The sequence below is a fragment of the Acidobacteriaceae bacterium genome, assembly GCA_028283655.1.
In the GTDB taxonomy this organism is placed as follows: Bacteria; Acidobacteriota; Terriglobia; order Terriglobales; family Acidobacteriaceae; genus Granulicella.
In genome coordinates this window covers 1,383,267-1,402,870 of record JAPWKE010000003.1, presented here as the reverse complement: position 1 = coordinate 1,402,870, position 19,604 = coordinate 1,383,267, and the positions used below count along the sequence as shown (strand labels likewise).

Here is a 19,604-nt window from a genome sequence, read left to right as displayed (position 1 = left end):
TCACCCACCAACCAAATCGAAGGGCTTATGTCAGAGCAATTGAGAACGTCACGACGCCGCAACAGGGTGTTCAAGAGTCTGCACAAGCCCCTCACTTATCTTGGCATCGAACGCACACTCTTTTTCTTCATCTGTGTCTCTGCGGTCGGGGTGTTCAACCTCTTCAATTCGCTCCTCGCCGGTATCGGCGTATTCATCGGCGGCTTCGCCTTCGGTCACTGGGTCACGAACACCGATCCGGCCTACCTGCGAATCCTCGCCAAGTCCGAGAAGTTCAAAACGCGCTACGACGCCGCCAAGCAGCGCGTACCGCTGGTGGAGGTACGGTGATGTTCAACATTTCCCGAGCAATCAAGCCTTGGCGAGAGACAGCAGAACTTAACGACCACATCAGCCTGTACGGCTTTTGGAATGACACAGTGTTTGTCACCAAAGCAGGTGATGTCGGCATGGTGCTCAAGGTGGAGGGTGTGGACTACGAGAGCCTTGACCAGAGCGAGCAGGAATATGCGGTGAAGAGGCTAGAAGCCGCAATGAAGACATTCGGCCCGGGCCTCCGCATCTACCAGTACCTCTTCAAGACAAACCGTCCCGATATTCCATTCGCCCGCTACGAAGATGCGGTTGTAGACGCAGCCATCGACCAGCGACGCACGTTCTTCGAGAGCAAGAGCCAGCAACTCTTTCAAGTGGAGATCTTCTACGTTGTCCTGCTAGAAGGCCAGAGGGCGAAGCGCGGCATCGGGGCTGGACTCGCTATGCTTTTCCGCGACCCTGCCGCTGGCTTCAATGAGCTCAAGAGCCAGTTCAGCAGCAACAGCATGAAGACGCTCATGCGGTCGCAGCTTGGAGCTGCAACCGCTCGCCTTGAGCAAAGAGTGCAAGTCTTCGTCCGGCAGCTCCAGGACTTCGTCCAGATCGCTGCACTCGGACAGCAGGAGCAGTTCACCTTCTTTCGCCGTCTCCTGAACTTCGATGACTGGCGCATTGCGGGCAAGCCGCAAAGCAGCCAATTCCTCGACTACCAAGTTGTGAACTCGTCCATTGAGGCAGAGCGTGACCATCTGCGCGTCGGCGATCACTTCGTGCGCCTCCTCACGATGAAAGAAGCCATCACCGAGACGCGCCCGCTAGTGCTTGACGCGCTTCTCAAGATCCCAGCCAGCTTCATCGTTTGTACCGAATGGGCTTCCTTGTCTGCCGACAAGGCCCGCAAAGAAGTCACGAAGCGCCGCCGTCACTTCAACGTCTCGAAGACCGGTTTCGTCTCTCAGATGGGTAACGATGCGACGCAGACCAACCCCCGCGATGTTCTTGTAGACGAGTCAAAGCAAGCCGACATCGAGAATCTGGGTGACTGCCTACGCGTGCTCGGTGAGGGTCAGTCGCTAGGCGACTTCTCCCTCACGATTCTGCTCTACGGCAAGAGCCAGCAAGAGCTTGAAGGACTGGCAGGCGAGTTCGCCGGCATCTTCACCACGGCAGACGGCAACCTGTATGCCGAGACCTATAACCAGCTCAATGCTTATTTCTCCATCGTGCCCGGCAACTATGGCTTGAATCTGCGGCGTATGTACATGCTGAACAGCAACTACGCTGATCTGTCTTTTCTCTTCTCAATCCTGCCGGGGGAGAAGCACAACTCCCACTTGGGTGCCGAATACTTGGCCGTGATGGAGACCGACAACAGCACGCCATACTTCCTCAACCTGCATAACGGTGAGGTGGCGCACTCGCTCATCCTTGGGATGACAGGAAGCGGTAAATCGTACTTCGCCAACTTCCTATTGCAGAACGCTCAGAAGTATCAGCCGCAAACCTACATCTTCGATATCGGCGGGAGCTTCCAATCGCTGACCACGATCTTCGATGGAAGCTACTTGAATGTGGGACGGGAGTCGCGAGACTTCACTATCAACCCTTTCTCTCTCCAGCCGACCAAAGAGAACCTGCAGTTTCTCTTCAGTCTCTTCCGCGTGTTGATCGAGGGTTCGGAGGGGCGTTACAGGCTCGACTTCAAGGAAGAGCGGAAACTCTGGGATGCGATCGAGCGCACCTACGTCCTAGAACCAGAGCAGCGCACCGTCTCCAACTTCGCGAACATCGTTGGGGAGCTGAAGGAACGGTTGCATCGCTGGACTGCCAAGGGGCAGTACGGGTTCGTCTTCGACAACGTCGAAGACACCCTCACCTTCAACCGGTTCCAGACATTCAATTTTGGCGGTTGGGGCGATGCACCCGAGGTATTGGAGCCGCTGCTCTTCTACATTCTCCATCGCGCGTCGAATGAGATCGCCAATCCTGAGAAGCTTTCAACGTTCAAGATCTTTCTACTTGATGAGGCTTGGCTGTTCGTCAAGAACGAGACCATCCGCAACTACATCGTCCAAGCTCAGAAGACCTGGCGCAAACATAATGCTGCGATGGTACTCGCCACACAGTCTCTCAAAGAGCTTGAAGAGTCAGGAATGCTGCAGATCGTGTCCGAGAGCTGTCCGACGAAGATCTTCCTCGCCAACCCCGAAATGAATCGCGATCTGTACCGCGAAGCATTCCATCTGAACGATACCGAGTTGGAGTTGATCGCCGGGCTTGTACCGCCAGGACAGATGCTGGTGCGCAAAGCGCAAAGTTCCAAGAAAGTTCACTTGAATGTCGATTCGGTGAGCCATTGGACGGCGACCAACAATGCCCGCGACAACCTTGTGAAGCGCGATTACTTCGCTCGCTTCGGCATAGCCGAAGGCTTGCGGCAACTTGCCAAAGACCATCCATTCCGGCCGCGTGCGCTGGCCGTCACCTCAACCTCAACCCGGTAACAAAGGAGTGTCCTATGAAGCGCGTCCTCATCTCCATCGTCCTCGCTCTCGCAGCCAGTGTCTCCGTGCTCGCGCAGGAGACCACTGGTGCTCGCAAAGTCTCCTACCATTCCTCGGACATCGTCCCTATCCGGGCCAAGATGAAGTACAGCACGTTGATCGAGGTGCCAGCCACCGAGAAGATCATTCTTGCCGCCACGGGTGATAAAGAGTTCTGGGCGGTGGATGTCGTCAATAACGATTGCTTCATCCATCCGGCCAAGGCCGGCATCAGCACCGATCTTCACCTGAAGACGGATAAAGGCAATGACTATACGTTCACGTTGCAGGACATTTCGGGATCAACCGCTCTCCCTGACCTAAAGGTCATAGTCGAGCCCGCAGACCATTCTTCGCTGGTCGCTTCGAGCGGTCCAGCTGAGTTTGTTCCGGCAGCGCAGCTAGAGCAATCGAAAGCGCAGTACGCCGCTCTGCAGTCGCACGTCACCCAGGCCGTTGATGAGTTCAAGAGCGACTACCAGACGAAGCTCCGCTTCGACTACAAGTTCAACGCGATGAAAGCCCCCTTCGATATCGAGTCGATCTATCACGACGACAAGTTCACCTACATCACGACGAAAGCCACCGAGAAGTTCGCGGTTTACGACATGAAGGACGGAAAGCCAAATCTTGTGAGCTATGACCTACGGAATGGCACCTACGTTATCCCGCTCGTCATGGACAACGGTTACGTCCAGCTTGGCAAGAAGAAAATGAACTTCACTCGCAAGAGCTAACGCTACCCGCTAGAACCGAGCAGGAAAGGAGCAAATCATGTCTGAGCAATCCGTGCCCCAACCATCTCTTCAGTCCCGCGTTTTTGACCCCAAGGGCGTTTTTCGAAAGAACACGAAGCCGCTTCTCTACCTCGGTGCAGCAGCACTCGTCATCTTGGCCGCCATCTTCAGTTCGTATGGCAAGAAGACTACGGCCTCGGCGGCATCGAAGAACGCTCCGCCGCAGCCGCTCGTTCAGGACAACACCGAGAACAACGTCCAAGACCTCAAAGACCAGGTGGACGCCGCGAAGCAGAAGCAAGCGCAGGACGCGGCGGCTCAAGCGGCGCTTGATCCTACGCTCGCCAATGCAACAGCCGCACAGAGAACGGTTGCAGCAGGCTATGGCTCGAATGGCCAAGGCGCTTGCGCACCCGGCCAACCTTGCCCTTATTCTTCGGGCGGCGGCGGTCAGCCCTCAGCCGTGCAGCAGGAGCGACAGATGCTTGCGGCTAAAGAGAGTGACAAAGCATTCGATGGACGATTCTCCTCGAATCTGGCCTTTGTCCAGCCCGCAGCCCAAGAATCGGTTCAGTCTCAGGTTCCAGTCCCGCCTTCTGGAAACCCGCAGACGGGCGGACCGGCTTCGCCCGCCGCCCATACCGTCAGTGCCGAAACATCGACTTCAAAGCGAGCTCCCGAAGTCAACATCGACTCTGCTACCGGTCAGCCCTACGTGATCTACGAAGGAACAACCGTAGACACGGTTCTTATGAACCGGCTGGACGGTGACGCCGTCGGCCCGGTGAAGGTGTTGGTGTCAAACCCCGTCTATTCCCACGACCACCAGCACGTTCTCATCCCTGAAGGGACGATCGCTCTGGGAGAAGCCAAGAAGGTTGGAAGTAGTGGTTTTGGGCAGCAACGACGGATGGCCGTTGTATTCCATCGGCTCATCATGCCTGACGGCTATTCCGTAGACCTTGACCAGTTTCACGGACTGGATCAAATTGGAGAAGAGGGTCTGAAGGACAAGGTAAACAATCACTACCTTCAGATTTTCGGTGCATCCATTGCGCTCGGCGTCATCGCCGGAGCTTCGGAGATTACCGAGGGAGGAGCTGTTCTTACGGCCTCCGGTCCGGCGGTCTTCGCTAGCGGAGCCTCTGGTTCCGTTTCCCAGTCTGCAACGACGATCCTAGATCGCTTCATGCAGATTCCCCCGACCATCACGATCCGCGAGGGGCATCGCGTGAAGCTCTACATCACCCAGGACATGCTTCTGCCTGCGGTGGAGAACCACACGATCCCGCAGTCGTTTTGAGGTGCCTATGAAGAGAATCCCCACATCGTTCGTTCTGTTGCTTCTTTTGGCCATGGCCGGATGCGAGAACAAGCAAGCCAAGCTCGATGCATTGAATGCTCAGTTGGACCCGCTCAAGAGTCGCTATCAAGCTGACTGCATAGAACCTATCAGTGGAATGCAGGGGGCGGACTCCTACTTCAAGGGAACGAAGCCAAAGGTTCCGTCGCCTCAGGAAGAGGCGGCGCACAACCAAAAGTGTGCTCAGGAACTGAGCCAAATAAAGGCGCTTGAGCAGCAGATGCAAGCCGTCCAGAAGTAATCCCAAACCAAACGCACAACCAACCACTCAGCCTAAGGAGGCCGGGCAATGAGAACTCGTTTTCTTAAAATTGGAGTCCTAGTTCTGGCAATGTCGCCGCTACTCGCCAGAGCGCAATTCGGAAGCGGCATCGTGTACGACCCAACCCAAGCCGCGCACGCTCTCCAGCAGATTGAGCAGGGCCAGAACATCTTCACCAACTCTGTGAAGCTGGCTGACAATGCGATCGCTACGTACAACGTGGTCCATCAGATGTCGATGGCCCCCAGCAGTCTGTATCAGCCGTATCTTTCTCCGTGGTCGTATTGGGCAAAGCTAAACCAGGCCGCCAATACCTACGGGAACTCCCAGCCTTGGATGAACTCCGCCAACACCGGCTCGAACGCTCAACTGGCGTACCAGCAGGCGTCTGTTCCCCGTACCGGACAGATGGCCGGTTACGGATCGCTGAGCTTGTCAGGGCAGCAACAGGTGGCAGCGCAAGGCGCAACTGTTGACCTTAACGACTCAGTCAGCGCGAGTAATCTCCAAACCCTCGGAACGATTCGCGCCAACGCACAACAGCGCCAAGCGGCGATCACGGCTCTGCAGTCCCAGACCCAATCAACCGATCCCAGTCAGCACACGGAGTTGGCGACTCTTCAGCGCATCAATCAAGCGCTGATCCTTCAGCTCCAACAACAGCAGGAAGCAAACCAAATCGCCCAGTCTTACGCCTTGCAGCAGATCGTTGCGCAGAAGCAGCAACAGGATGGGCTGAAGTCGACCTTCCAGCGGGCAAATCAATACCAAACCGGCTATGCAGCAGCGGCTCCTTCTTACGCAGGGGCTGCAGCTGCGATGCGCTACTAAACCCGTCAGCGAGAGAGGAACAATATGGATCTCCTAAATTGGATTACCCAGGCTTGCACGTCCCTCACCAGCACGATCAGCCCTTCGGTTGATTCGATGGGCGTACATATTTGCATCTCTCTCGCTACGATCATGCTCGTTTGGTTCGGCGTGCAGGAAGCATTGGCCTCTGCTCAAGGTGGCGCGGGCTTCGCCATTGGCAAGTTTCTAAATTTCTTCATGTTGATCACGTTCGCCTACGTCATGGTCAAGTTTTACGACTCCTCAATACCTGGTCTTGGCTACTCCTTGAAGGGTTTCATCAACGGAGGAGCGCAGTACCTAGTGAACGCGATTGGAACCGATAGCGCCGCCAACATCACATCAACGTTGAAGCAGGCTGAGTCCGTTGAAGGTCCGGGGATGATGTCCGCCGCCATGAATCCGTATAACGCGATTATCTTTGCGTTGATTCAGGTACTCATCTCTACACTTTCCGCTCTTGTAGCTGTCATCATCGCCTACGGCGCTGTAGCCAGCACGATTACGGGCCTTCTCGGGCCGATCTTCATTCCATTTCTTGTCTTTGACAAGCTGGAGTTTCTTTTCTGGGGATGGTTGAGAGCTTTCCTTGGATTCTCGTTTTACAAGGTCGTTGCCGCAGCTGCATTGAGCGTCATGTCACAACTCTTAGCTCACTACTACACGGTCATGAGCGGGTTCACCGATCCGGGCACGATGGTGAAGGAACTCCCGACTCTCATCCTGTTGGTCTTGGTTTGCGGATTCATACTGCTCAAAGTTCCTGCAATGACAGCCTCGATCTTTTCCGGCAGCACAGGCGGACACGACGCCGGCACCGGCATCCTCACCAGTCTCGCAACCACCGCAATGATGGGCTAAGGAGGAATCATGTCCAGCACAACCATGTCGCAGTCTTCCGAACTCACACGGGCCGCCGAACGCTACCTCGAATCGAATGCGGAGCCGTTGGTCATGAACACCTACCTCAAGATCACGATATTGTGCCTCGTGGTGGTCTGCATGGCCCTAGCTGCGGCCGTGTTCAAGAGTCAAAAGGCTCTAGCGTCTGCCAAGCCGATGATTGTACGTATCAACGACGTTGGGCAGGCGGAAGCTGTGGACTATCGTAACTTCGCCTACCGGCCTCAGGAGGCGGAAAATAAGTATTACCTCACGCGTTGGGCTGAGCTCTACTTCAGCCGAAATCGCTACACGATTGAGCGTGATCAAACCAGCGCTCTCTACTTTCTGAATAGCGATGTCCAGCGCGCCGTGATCGAACAGGAACGCAAAGACAACATCATCGTGAACTATCGAGCGGACAGCACACTCCCATACGTCGATGTCGAAGTGAAGAACGTCGTCCTTGACGACCTTCGACAGTCACCGTATTCAGCGAGGATTGAGTTCGAGAAGGTATACACAAACCCGGCAGATCATTCCGAGCTCAAGCGGGAGCGATGGACGGCCAGCGTTACCTACGTCTTCCGGGATCTTGTGAAGAATAACGAAATCGCGGTTGATCCTCTCGGACTCACCATCGTCCGCTTCCGAGCAGACCAGGCATTCAGCTAAAGAACCGAACCCACATCTGAGGTCACACCATGCCGTTTCATGCTGCCAATCCGGTTGCACAGCCCAACTCGTCTTCAAACGCGCCCTATCGACCGGGAACGAGCTTCGAGATGCTGCCAATCAAGTGCTCATTGCCATCCGTGCGGAGCTGCAGGTGGCAGGGAAAATGGGCCGCTGTTGATGTGGACTCTTGCCGCCGAGGAGAGATGGCTAAACGTCGTTCAGATTGTGTTCTGCCGCCTCGTTTCCCGTCCTCTTCTCGGGATCACGCTTCGGTGCCTTACCGGCGCCCTGCGGCTCGGCGCTCTTCTGCTTCGACTACGTCGCCCTTCGGGTTACGGTTTCCGTCTACGACGGACCCTCCGTAAATGCAGAGCTTGGCACTTGGGAGCCGGGCACACTCGCTCGCTTCGCTATGTGTGACCCGAGCAGGATACGGGAAATCAACGAAACGGAGATCATCACCATGTACAAGAACAACGTTCAGCTCATCGGCTTCCTCGGCAACGACGCAGAAATTCGCACCCACGGCAACCGCAGCCTCACTCGTTTCTCCCTCGCAACCAAGTCCTCCTATAAGAAGGATGGCAAGTGGATTGAGCACACCGAATGGCACAAATGCGTCGTCTTCGGGAAGCTCGGAGAGTTTGCCGGTTCGCTAAAGAAAGGCGCTCACATCCTCGTAGAGGGCGAGATCCGCAGCCGGGAGTACGACAGCACCAAGACCGGCCAGAAAGAAACTGTGACCGAGATCCGAGTGGACTCGATTCTGAAGCTGGATCGGGCAGCCAAGGTGTCTTCGGAAGACGACGAGATCGGGGATGTCGCGGAGGATGTCCCCGCCGAGGAAGTGGCCGCTTAGGCCGCTTCCTCACCACAAACTGGAGGGCCGGTTTACGCCGGCCTTCCATCACTCCTGAGGCATCCGCTATGAGCTTTGAATTGATCCTTCCATTCCTTCGCCCTATTGAGCCGCTTCTCCTAGATGAGAGCGTAAGCGAGATCATGGGCAATCCCGATGGCTCGTGGTGGTCTGAGCGAGCGGGAGTCCTTCAGCGCGAAGCAGGCGTTACGATGGATGCCAACAGCTTGCGCGTTGGCTTGGAAGTGATCGCGAACAAGATGGAGAAACGGCTCGATGCCGACTCGCCGTTGCTCCATGTTCAACTGCCGGACGGGAGCCGCCTAGCGGCGGTTCTCCCTCCGGTCTCAAGACCAGCTCCGGCTATCACCATCCGCAAGTTCACCAGCCGTCGCTTCACAGTCGAAGATCTAATCGCTCGCGGTACGCTGACGCGTCCGCTTGCGGAGTTCCTGTTCGCGCGAATCGCAGAGGGAAAGACTTTACTCATTAGCGGCGGAACGGGCACTGGGAAGACGACTCTGCTCCGCATCCTGGCGGATGCGATTCCAGAGCATCAGCGCATCGTCGTGATCGAAGACACCGCCGAGCTTGCCATTCAGAAGCCGAACATCCTGGCGGTTGAATGCCAGACCGATACCTTCAAATCGGCCGTAAGTTTCGATGACCTTTTGAAGTCTGCATTGCGGTGGCGTCCCGACCGAATCATTCTAGGCGAAGTTCGTGGTGTTGAAGCGCGCACCTTGCTCGATTCGCTCAATACCGGCCATTCGGGTTCGCTGGCTACAATCCACGCGAACACCGCTGAGAAAGCCTTGCATCGCTTCGCCAATCTCGTCATGCGAAGCCATGCCCAATCGAACTTTGCCGACATAGAGGCAGAGATCGCCGATGCGGTCGACTTCGCCGTCCACATCGAGCGTGAACCTGGCCGTCGAGTTGTGCGGGAAGCCCTCGCACTCTCCGGCTATGACCGCGACGCCAAACGCTTCCAGATCGAAACCGTCTTCTCAGCTTGAATCATCACCCAAAGGAGAACGCCAATGCCGCTTATCGAAGTAGCCACCAACCGCCAAATCAGTGCCTCAATCCGATTGGAAGAAGTCACTGCAACCCAAGTCGATCAGTATGCCGCTTTCATCAAGGCTTCGCCTGATGATGTCGTCGACAAAGCCCTTGGCTATGTCTTCTCCAAAGACCGCGACTTCCAGGACTTCCTCCGTACCGATGCTGCTCGGTCGGTTCCGTCTCTTCTTCGTGTTCGTAAAGCTCCGACTACGACAGAGCCTTCGCCCACTCTGAAGAAGCCAGTATCCGGGGTGGAATCAGCGGAGTCTTCGGCGGTTCGTAAGGCATGAACCTCCATCGGAATCTTTGCCCGATACGTGAGCGGTGCTGCGCACCGGGTAAAAGTTGACACTCCACCCCTTCGAGGGTCGTGCGAAGAATCCCTGGGGATTCTTCAGAACGGGTTCCTAGAATCCGTCACTTAGCGCGAGCAGGGATTCTTGAGGATTCCTGCTCGTAGGAGCCGAATATGGCACTTCTCGACACCGACAATCTCTTCGCCGCAGCCGAAAAGCGAGCAGCGTTTCGCACGGTGAATGTCTCGTCAAAGCTCAACCGAAGCGAAGTAGATCGGCTCGATACGCTCGCAGAAGCTCGCGGCGTCCAGCGAGGCGAACTCGTCCGAGAGTTGATCCTGCGCGAACTCGACAAGCCGAGTCCCACGCACGAGCCACCCGCCGACCTTACCGAGATAGTCGGTCTTCGCCTGTTGCTGACGACTGTTCTCAAGCCGTTGGCCACGGGCCAGCAGATGTCCGAACAGACCTTCGATGCCATCGTGCTAGAGGTTCGCCGTTCCAAAACGGAGATTGCCGCAGACCTGATTGCAAAGATTGGAGCGAGCAAATGACTACCCAATGGGGACGCAAAGAAACCGTCATCTGGCCTCCGCATTCGCCGATCTACGCGTATGGAGCTGCTTTCCTGGCGTTGATCCTGACGAGCTTGTTTCTTTACCTGCGCTTCGCGGTCGGCAACACTCCGCTGCAGCGCTTCTATACGCCGATCTACCTGCGTTCGAGCATCGCTTCCCAGTTCGGGGCGACGCGGGAAGATAAGTACCGACTCCTTTTCATCACCGGGGTCGAAGCCGCACCACGAATGCCGGTCGAGGCCGACGTTCAGGTTGGGCGGACTTCCGAACCCGGAGGCAAATCGATAGACCTCGTACCGAGCCAGGCGGCGCTCCGCCAAGGTTATGATGTCCTCTTTCGTGGACCTGAGACGAAGTTCAAAGATGCCGCTTTGCGCGACTATCTGAAACGATCCGTATTCGCCGGCGAGGGCCTCGGTTCCATCTACGAGGAGCCGATCCTCTTCGGTTTTCTGGCTTTATTGATTCAACTCCCGTTTTCTATCCGAAAGGACATCAAGCGTCGCCGCCAGATGAAATACGGACGATTGTTGAAGGGACCGGTGATGCTGACGCCGATGGAGTTCAACCAGCAAATCGGCGGAGACGGAATCGGATTCAAGACCTCAGAGTCGAAAGACCTTATGCGAATTCCGGCCCGCTCCGAAGCCCAGCACATCGAGCTAATGGGCGATACCGGAGCCGGAAAGACGACGCTCATCATGCAGGTACTCCGCCAGATCGAAGAGCGGGGGCACACCGCAATCGTCTACGACCCGGCGTGCGAGTTCATCCAGCGTTTCTACCGGCCCGACCGCTGCGACATCGTTCTGAACCCTCTCGATCAGCGGTGTCCGTATTGGGGGCCGTCCGAAGAATTGCGGAGCAAAGCCGAAGCAAAGACGCTCGCCAAGTCTCTGTACCAGCCAACGGACACCCAGAGGGACGAGTTCTTCACCAAGACTCCGCAGAAGATCTTTGCCCATCTTCTCCGCACCGGGCCAACGCCCCGGCAGCTCGCGGATTGGATGGCAAATCCGGTCGAGATAGACAAGCAGGTGCGTGGAACAGAGATGGCGACCATGATTGCCAGAGACTCTCCGCCGCAGCGAAACGGCGTTCTTTCTTCGCTCGGATTGGTGGCTGACAGCCTTCGCATGTTGCCCACCCTCGAAGACGCGAAGGGCCATCGCTGGTGCGCTACCGAATGGGCTGAAACGCGGCGAGGATGGATATTCATCACATCCCGACCCACGGAAAGGGACGCACTCCAGCCGTTGCATAGCCTCTGGATTGACTGGCTGGTATTGAGGCTCTTGAGCGCCCCGAAAGAACATCAGACGCCTGTTTGGTTTGTCCTTGACGAGCTTGCCAGCCTGCAAAGACTGCCACAGCTTCATACGGCCATCACCGAGAACCGGAAAAGCAAGAATCCTCTTGTACTTGGGTTTCAGGGCAAGGCTCAGCTAGAGAACATCTATGGGCATCTCGCCGAGGTAATGCTGTCTCAGCCAGCCACGAAGATCTTTCTCAAGACAACCGAGCCTAAGGCCGCCGAGTGGGTTTCGAATGCCATTGGGAAGGTAGAAATCGAGCGGGTGAAGGAGACTCATTTCGATGGCAGCCGGAACGGTAGGAACTTCACCGTTGACCGCCAGGTTGAGCCGCTGGTGCTTGATTCAGAGGTGAGCGGATTGGAGGAGCGGCGAGCGTATCTCAAGCTCGGAAACAAGGTGGCGCGCTTCGCCTTCGAGTACCTGGACCGGCCCATCATTGCCGAGAGCTTTCAGCCGAGGGACGTCGAAGACGATGCCCTCGACTTTGACCCTCAGCGGCTCCACGGCATTCCGACATTGCCAGAGTCGCCCGACCTCGAAGCGGAAGTTGAAGTGGTGCCTGCCGCTGTCCCCGTAGCGGTGCAAGAGCCAGAGGATGACGTTGCGGTTGGACAGACGAGGCCCCTGTTCACGCTGAAAGGCCGCTTGCCCGAATGCTAACCATTTCCAAGCCGCTGAGTGCCGGGCAGGCCCAGACGTACCACGCGAAGGAGTTCACAGCGGCGGAGCAGAACTATTGGAAGCAAGGCAACGAGATCGTTGGCGAGTGGCAAGGCCGCATGGCCGGTGCCTTTGGGCTCACTGAAGGTGTAGCCGCCGAAGATTTCGCTCTCTTGAGCAACGGGCAGCATCCTCGAACCTGGGCCCAGCTTGTTCAACATCGGCAGGCGCAGGAGTACAAGAACGCTCAGGGTGAGACGGTAAAACCTGTAGAGCATCGGGCGGGCTGGGACGCGACTTTTTCAGCGCCGAAATCTGTTTCACTCACGGCCTTGGTTGGAGGAGATGACCGCGTGCGTGATGCTCATCGAGCAGCCGTCACGGTCGCTCTTTCGGAGCTGGAACGATACACGCAAGCCCGGATAGGTGGGAACCATCCGCCCGAATCTACTGGACGCTTTGTAGCTGCAAAGTTCGAGCATGACACCGCTCGCCCGGTGAACGGCTATGCGGCTCCTCAACTCCACACGCACGCCGTGGTCTTCAACATGACGGAGCGCCAAGACGGCTCATACCGAGCGTTGCAGCCCCAGAGCCTCTTCGCCTCGCAGCAGTTTGCCACCGCCGTCTATCAATCGGAGCTAATGTACCGACTGAAGAATCTCGGTTATGAGATTCAGCCTGGCAGGAGCGGTGCGCCCGAGATCAAGGGGTATTCGCCCGAATATCTGGCCGCGTCCAGCCCCCGGCGTCAGCAGATTGAAGAAGCTCTCGCGAGGAGTGGATTCTCCAGTCCCGAGGCCGCACAGATCGCAGCCCATACCACCCGAGATCGTAAACAAATCATGACGCCAGAGAAGGTGCTGGCAGCGCATCGACAGATCGCGGACGAGTTCGGAAACCAGGCGGATCGTGTCGTGAAAGAAGCACGCGAACGTGCTGAGGAACGACAGCACACGCAGCAGAAAGAAAGTGACCCGCAGCAGAAAGCGCGTGAGAGCGTGAGCTTTTCCAAGGCGAGGAATTTCGAGCGGGACGCTGTCATCGATGAGCGGGCGATCATGCGCGACGCCCTCCGGCGCGGGATGGGAGAAGTCACCTTTTCCGAGGTTGCAGCGAACTTCCATAAACGCGAGGCAGCGGGAGAGTTTCTGAAAGTGGAAGTGCCGGGACAGCATTCCGCAACCCGCTTCACCACGCGCGACATGCTCCACGCGGAACGTTCCAATATCGACTTCATCCTATCCGGCAAGAACACGGCACCTCCGATCATGGAGCCACACGACGCAGCCAAGTATGTCGCTTCCGTTGACCTGCTAAATCAAGCCCAGCGCCGAACGGCAGAGGAAGTATTGACGACATCTGACCGGGTACATGGTCTGCAGGGATACGCGGGTAGTGGGAAGACAACGACCCTAAAAGCCATACGCGAGGGTGCTGAGCGGGGCGGCTACGCCGTCGAAGGTTTCGCGCCAACCAATCGCGCTGCCAATCAACTTCGGGAGGCAGGAGTCAATGCTGAGACTCTACAGAAATTCCTCACTCGCGGAGGTTCAGCGCAGGGAGTCTCTGATCCCGAAGCGAAGCGTCTCTTCATGGTTGACGAGTCGAGTCTTACGAGCACGAAGCAGATTCAGAGCTTTTTCGAAAAGATCGGGCCGAGTGATCGCGTTCTTTTGATTGGAGACGTTCGTCAGCACCAGGGCGTTGACGCTGGGAAACCATTTGAGCAGCTACAAGACGCAGGGCTCAAAACATCGAAACTAGACGAGATCATCCGGCAGAAAGACGCCGGACTTCATCGCGCTGTGGAGCATCTTTCGCAGGGACAAACGGCTGATGGTGTTCGGTTACTCAAAGAGCAGGGGCGAGTGTACGAAACGCCGGACCGCCCAAAACGTGTCGCAGAGATTGCCCGAGAGTACGCGGCTCAACCTGTCGGGACTATCGTCATCTCACCTGATAACGCGAGTCGCGTTGAGCTGAACCAAGCGATTCGTTCTGAGCTGAGGGAGCGCGGTGGTCTGCACGGAGCAGAGACAGAATTCAAGGTGTTGGCAGCGCGTTCCGAACTCAATAGCGAAGATCGAAAATGGGCCGCCCAATATCAGGCTGGTGATGTCTTGCAATACACCCGTGGTAGCAAGGAATTAGGGATAGCTCCGCTGGGCTACGCGACGGTCCGCGCGATCGATGAGCAAGCAAACCGGCTGACCGTGGAACGGCAGGACGGTCAACAGGTCAGCTACGACCCAAAGCGCCTTCGCGGGATCACTGCGTATCGCGAAACGCCGCGCAGATTTGCAAATGGTGACCGACTTCAATTCACAACGAACGATCGCGAGCTAGGCATCTCGAACCGCCAGCTAGGAACGGTGGAGAAAGCGACGCCGATGGAAATGCGCGTCCGTCTTGATGGCGAAAAGCAAAGAACGGTCAGCTTTCGGCCTGAGCAGATGAGGCACTTCGATCATGGCTATGCCGTCACATCCCATAGTTCTCAAGGGCTCACCGCCGACCGAGTTCTCATCAATGTGGACGTGTCCGCCCACCGCGATCTAGTCAACCAGCGATTTGCCTATGTTGCCGTCTCGCGAGCGGCCTTCGATGTGCGGCTTTACACCGACGACAGCACACGTCTGGCAAAGGATCTCGGCAGAGATGTGAGTAAGACGGCAGCCATTGAACTCAATTTACCGAAGGAAAAGACGATGAACTTTCAAAACGAACACGCCCATATAAAGGAAGTGAACCAGGAAGGACAGAAGATGCCGGTTGAAGTGTACGCTTCGACCTTGTCCCCGGAGGTCATTCGGGAAGACCTTCGTTTTGCGGAACGACAGCTAGAGCAAGGCATATCGCGAACCGAAGCTACCAGCAATCTGATTGGAGACCATGTCCGGCGAACTGAAGCCGAGCCTTCAACACTTTCTCTCGCTGAGAGATACGCAAATCGAGTGACCGAACTTGTCACATCTGAGCCAGAACAACCCATTGGAAAAGTCTTGGAAAGTCTGCAGCCTACATCCACGCAGACGCTCCATTGGGAGCCAGCAATCGCTGCGATCGGCGCGGCCCAAACGGATACGCTAGTATGGCGGCGGGAGCATGGTGACATCCAGAGCTACCAACAGACCGCAGAGCCGAAGGGGTGGCTACACATTGATAATGCGGGACAGTTCTTTGACCGAGGAGCGCGTCCTCTCCTCGCAGAAGAAGCCTTGGCTCCGCTTGGCCTAAGCCTAGCCGGAAATCCCGCAATCGAACGGGCCGAACTAAAGGGTTTCGACCAAAGCTCCGGCTCCGGTCTGTCCTTGTGACCAAAGAGCCAAATCGCTCACGGAACAACTGCATTACGGCTGGTGAAGCGCACTCATCGAGTTTGCACCGAACCAGTATGTGGCGGTTGCCAAAGCAGCCGGAGACATCAGTTGGGTGAAAAGGATGGCGAGCCGCTTTTTCGGTCGAGAACATGCCACATAGAAGAGGTTCCGATTCTGCTCGTACTTTGTCAGTTTCGCGGCGGGGACAGCGGCTGGATTCGCTGCCCATTCCAGCATCTCTGCGAAGTTGTAGTCACTCCAGCCTCGACCGACAACAAGCAGCACATTCTCAAATTCTGCGCCTTTGACACCGTGGTTCACTTCAAACGGCGAAAACCCAGAGTGGTAAGAACGAAGAGCGACGATTTCCCGATAGGGCACTTTATGAAATTCTGCGAGTTCGCTTATGCCTCGTGGAACCTCGCCATCGGCAAACGAGTCGATTCGATCCAGATCGTTTTCTAGCTGTTCAACGGCGTCCGGTAACCAAGGACGTTTAGCGGATCGGAGATGCGAGACGACGTCACCGACCGTTCCCGTGGCTCTGAGTTCGAGAAGCTTGTTCATTGAGTCCGACCAACGCTTCTTATCGGCCTTGGATTTGATTGGAGGAATCTTGCTGCCCAATGCGGCAAACATTGCGCCATATCGCTTATCGACGAAGCATTCAACCGCAGGCTCTAAACTGTCCACGAGAAATGCGATCAGCTTATTCTCTTTCTTCGTAAAGGAAGTGTTGAAGCTGAAAATCCCAGGAAGACTGCTATATCCCTGCTCCTTTGCCAACGCACGGTGCGTCAACATGAGAATCTTCGTGCGCTGCGCTGAGAAATCCCAACCACCATCCAACAGGGATTGTTTCACCGAGTCGAAAGCTTGTCCCGCCATCTCTTCTGGTAGATCACCGGCCCAGTGAGCGCCTTTTCTTCTTGTCGCAGTCCAGCCGTTTGTATGAAATACCGAGACCTCCCCCTTGGAGGTCGGGTCTTCGGAAAACTGTGTGAGCTGGGGCCTCATCCGGTTCAGGCAATCAACAATGTCCTGCACAGACCGAAAGTTTGCCTGCTTGCCAATGACAGTCAGCGAGGGATGAACAATTTCCCCACAGCCGCCCTCGTAGATCTTTTGCCAGTGGTCCCCGAAGAAGCCAAACAATGGTGAATTCGGTAACCCCAAGAAGTGTGTCTTGATCGCTTCGATCCAAGAGGCATCGGTGTCTTGGTATTCATCAACCAGGACAATCGGGTAGCGTGACGCGAACAAGGTTCTGAATTTGACACTCTTCAACAATTCAACGGTCAAAGGGATGATGTCATCATGTCCAAGAGAAAGGGTCTTGTCTCCTACCCGTCTATGCCCGAAACTGTATTCCACGATTTCTGGAACGACTTTCTGCTCCTCGGCCAGTTTCTTTATCCACTCTGGCAAAGTAGGCACAAGTTCTCTTAGCTGCTTTTGAAAGGGAGCGATTAGGGCCCAGCAGAACCCATGTACCGTGTCGCATTGAATCAGAGGGCTTCGATCGGTTCGAGAGAGGATTTCGTCCTTAGCAACATTCGTGAACGTAATGCAAGCAATCTTGCTGTTCGCTCTCGGATAGTCGAATTTGTGCTGATCAATGAGATCACGCAGTACATGTACAAGTGAATATGTCTTCCCGGCACCCGCTCCGGCTTCCAGAACAAAGGATTTCTTATCGGAAAGGCACTCACGCAGCTTCCCGAGGGCTTGCTCACTGGCTTGGATCGCCGGATTGGTCGGCTTAGTTTTCGGCATCAGCTTCCCCTTGAACGGCTGCAAGCGTGACCGCTTCCGGAACTGCCACTGTCGCCTCTGCCAGCATTTGAAGCTGGGGGTCAGGGTCTAAGTAGGCTTGCCTCTCAGCGAGCCATGCCAACCCTTCCCGGACATACCGAGGGACAGACCAACCCTTCTCTTGAATCGCATACTTGAGCGCAAACGTTGACTTCTTCTCACCAGAAGCAATCTCGCGAGCGTTTATCTCCAGCTCTGCATTATTTGCGCCAGTAAGACCAAAGAGAGTTGCATTCGCGAGAATGAAAGCATCTTCGAATGTTCGACCGCAAGGTCCTCCTGCTACTTCGGAAACTTGATATGCGATGCGACGACCACCGCTCACTTTCTCATCGTTAGTTTTTGCGATTAAAGTCGCGAGAGCATGATCGTCTTCGAACCAACTCTTAATGCAGCCATTGCTTGTCGCTGTTCCTACGTGGACTGCGCACGCGTTATTGTGTGGCGGCCCCACGCTGTCGAGGTCTGTCAATACGAGCGAAGGCAGTTCGAGAAACTCTAGGAGATCGAAGAAGAGATGCGCGTAGGCTCCGCCCACTTCAAGTACGGTCAAATACTGCGTAGACAATTTGGGTAGCGCTGGTTGTAGCATTTCTAGCTGCTTTACAAAGCTCGGAAACATCAGCCGTTCGCTTAGCCCCTCAACCAGAACTGCCTTGTCAGCGAAGAACAGATCGCAACGGGTCAGCGTCAAGTATTGCTGGAGAAAGGTGGAAGCGTCGGGGTCCAACGCCTGCATCCCGATGCGGAGGTCTTTCACTTTCGTATGTAAGACGTTGGGTATGTTTCCAACTTGCGAAGCCATGAAATACCGAATGTTCTCAAAACCGGCGGCATTTGCAACATGCGAAGAATGTGTCGAGACGATGAACTGGACGGGCCACGGATCGTCTTGTGCGCCTTGGTTCAATTCAGTTGTCAGTTTCGATAGCTGTTTGATGAAGACTTCCTGCATTTGAGGATGAAGGTGTGCCTCTGGCTCTTCGATGCAAATGACTTGGATACCAGGCGCAGGTGTCGATGCTCGGTAGCTGCGGTAGAAAGTGACCAATTGAAGAAGGATGAAGATCAGATTTCGAGCGCCCAGACCGTTGTGCGCTTCAGGAAAAGAGACACCGGAGTAGCCTGAGTAGCTGACCTTGGTGAAATTTGTGACCATCCTCTTAATGTCGAGAGTAGTTTCAGTCTGAAGTTCTGGGCCACCTAATCCCGGATAACCAAAGGTCTTGAACGTAGGGATCAGCTTCTTCAACTCACCTGCAAAGTTGGTATCTAGCTTGTCCTGTATCTCGGCAACGGCCTCTTTGAGAGCTTCTGCAATCACGCGCTCAGTCGTGTTGGCATTGGGCGAGGAAGCGTTTGTGAATAGACCTTCCAGGATCCTTCCAAGAACCTCGGTGTCTTTCGAAGTCGCCCCGTCCAAACCGCGTTGAGCGTTGATAAACCCTGTGTGGATGAGTCCTTGCAACGTGCTCAGACTCATGGATCGAGTATTCTCGGGATCTGACGGGTCTTCCGCGAATACCTTGAACTCATAAAATTGCGGAAGCCGCGTCCGAAGATCACGGAAGTAAGCCCCTCGGTTCTCTTCGGTGAGCGGCGCGTCGGGAAGATCGGCAAAAAAGGGAGTGATCGACCCGCCTTTGAGCTCGTACCGAACAACCGCTACGGCAGTGTCCGCAGTCTCGTTCACGTCAATGATGAAATCGCTGAGAAGGTTATAGGGCTTATCGAGGTCGTACTTGAATGTCAGGCGAAGTTCGATATGGGGGATGATTTTCCTGACATCTTCGTCTGCCTCACCCGCCTTGTGTTTGTCATAGGCTTCGCAAAAGCAGTCGTAACAGGCGCTAGAGAAATCCTCAAGCTGAAAGATGGATTTGTCCTTGTCGAGAAAACGACGTAGTACTTCTGACATCGAAGTTTTCCCGCTGTTGTTACGTCCAACGACAACAGTGGTCTGTTCTTCGAGCCCAAGCTCGACCTTCGCCAACAACCGAAAATTTCGTATAGCAATCTTGCCGATGTACACGCGACACCCTTGTTCCCGCTCAACG

At 55.6% G+C, this 19,604-nt stretch carries 16 protein-coding genes; 14 read left to right on the top strand and 2 right to left on the bottom strand.

Annotated elements, in window-relative coordinates; all coding sequences use genetic code 11:
• The first annotated feature begins 27 nt into the window (after nucleotides 1-27).
• The 14 genes from PW792_08730 (at nucleotide 28) to mobF (ending at nucleotide 15,729) form a co-directional block, all read left to right on the top strand.
• The gene (locus PW792_08730) at nucleotides 28-330 is read left to right on the top strand and encodes a VirB3 family type IV secretion system protein (protein MDE1162017.1); all 303 of its coding nucleotides are present in this window, start codon (nucleotides 28-30) and stop codon (nucleotides 328-330) included.
• A complete protein-coding gene (locus PW792_08725; protein MDE1162016.1) occupies nucleotides 330-2,819 on the top strand; it encodes a DUF87 domain-containing protein in 2,490 nt (829 codons plus the stop codon). Before PW792_08730 ends, PW792_08725 begins: the two co-directional genes overlap by 1 nt.
• A 14-nt stretch (nucleotides 2,820-2,833) precedes the next feature.
• Nucleotides 2,834-3,595, top strand: a complete 762-nt coding sequence (locus tag PW792_08720) for a TrbG/VirB9 family P-type conjugative transfer protein (protein ID MDE1162015.1) — start codon at nucleotides 2,834-2,836, stop codon at nucleotides 3,593-3,595.
• Between the two features lie 37 nt (nucleotides 3,596-3,632).
• Nucleotides 3,633-4,898, top strand: a complete 1,266-nt coding sequence (locus tag PW792_08715) for a TrbI/VirB10 family protein (GenBank protein ID MDE1162014.1) — start codon at nucleotides 3,633-3,635, stop codon at nucleotides 4,896-4,898.
• Nucleotides 4,899-4,905: 7 nt separating this feature from the next.
• On the top strand, nucleotides 4,906-5,199 hold the full coding sequence (locus PW792_08710) for a hypothetical protein (GenBank protein MDE1162013.1): 294 nt from the start codon (nucleotides 4,906-4,908) through the stop codon (nucleotides 5,197-5,199).
• Nucleotides 5,200-5,331: 132 nt separating this feature from the next.
• Nucleotides 5,332-6,051 (top strand): hypothetical protein, encoded by a 720-nt coding sequence (locus tag PW792_08705; protein ID MDE1162012.1) that lies wholly within the window; start codon nucleotides 5,332-5,334, stop codon nucleotides 6,049-6,051.
• Nucleotides 6,052-6,075: 24 nt separating this feature from the next.
• Nucleotides 6,076-6,933, top strand: coding sequence for a type IV secretion system protein (locus PW792_08700; protein ID MDE1162011.1), 858 nt, complete (start codon nucleotides 6,076-6,078; stop codon nucleotides 6,931-6,933).
• Between the two features lie 9 nt (nucleotides 6,934-6,942).
• Nucleotides 6,943-7,629: a VirB8/TrbF family protein gene (locus PW792_08695; protein MDE1162010.1), complete on the top strand. Its 687-nt coding sequence runs from the start codon at nucleotides 6,943-6,945 to the stop codon at nucleotides 7,627-7,629.
• Between the two features lie 466 nt (nucleotides 7,630-8,095).
• On the top strand, nucleotides 8,096-8,491 hold the full coding sequence (locus PW792_08690; protein ID MDE1162009.1) for a single-stranded DNA-binding protein: 396 nt from the start codon (nucleotides 8,096-8,098) through the stop codon (nucleotides 8,489-8,491).
• A gap of 68 nt (nucleotides 8,492-8,559) precedes the next feature.
• Nucleotides 8,560-9,510, top strand: coding sequence for an ATPase, T2SS/T4P/T4SS family (locus PW792_08685; protein ID MDE1162008.1), 951 nt, complete (start codon nucleotides 8,560-8,562; stop codon nucleotides 9,508-9,510).
• 24 nt (nucleotides 9,511-9,534) lie between these two features.
• On the top strand, nucleotides 9,535-9,849 hold the full coding sequence (locus PW792_08680; protein ID MDE1162007.1) for a hypothetical protein: 315 nt from the start codon (nucleotides 9,535-9,537) through the stop codon (nucleotides 9,847-9,849).
• Nucleotides 9,850-10,028: 179 nt separating this feature from the next.
• Complete coding sequence (locus PW792_08675; GenBank protein MDE1162006.1) at nucleotides 10,029-10,409, top strand: ribbon-helix-helix domain-containing protein; 381 nt, start codon at nucleotides 10,029-10,031, stop codon at nucleotides 10,407-10,409.
• Between the two features lie 80 nt (nucleotides 10,410-10,489).
• Complete coding sequence (locus tag PW792_08670) at nucleotides 10,490-12,409, top strand: type IV secretion system DNA-binding domain-containing protein (GenBank protein MDE1162005.1); 1,920 nt, start codon at nucleotides 10,490-10,492, stop codon at nucleotides 12,407-12,409.
• Entirely contained in the window at nucleotides 12,403-15,729 is a 3,327-nt protein-coding gene (mobF, locus tag PW792_08665; protein MDE1162004.1) for a MobF family relaxase, read from the top strand. The genes PW792_08670 and mobF overlap by 7 nt, the downstream gene beginning before the upstream one ends.
• Nucleotides 15,730-15,762: 33 nt before the next feature.
• Here mobF and PW792_08660 read toward each other — a convergent pair whose 3' ends face one another.
• Entirely contained in the window at nucleotides 15,763-17,532 is a 1,770-nt protein-coding gene (locus tag PW792_08660; GenBank protein MDE1162003.1) for a UvrD-helicase domain-containing protein, read from the bottom strand.
• The gene (locus tag PW792_08655; protein MDE1162002.1) at nucleotides 17,495-19,579 is read right to left on the bottom strand and encodes an ATP-dependent endonuclease; all 2,085 of its coding nucleotides are present in this window, start codon (nucleotides 19,577-19,579) and stop codon (nucleotides 17,495-17,497) included. The genes PW792_08660 and PW792_08655 overlap by 38 nt, the downstream gene beginning before the upstream one ends.
• Nucleotides 19,580-19,604 lie beyond the last annotated feature (25 nt).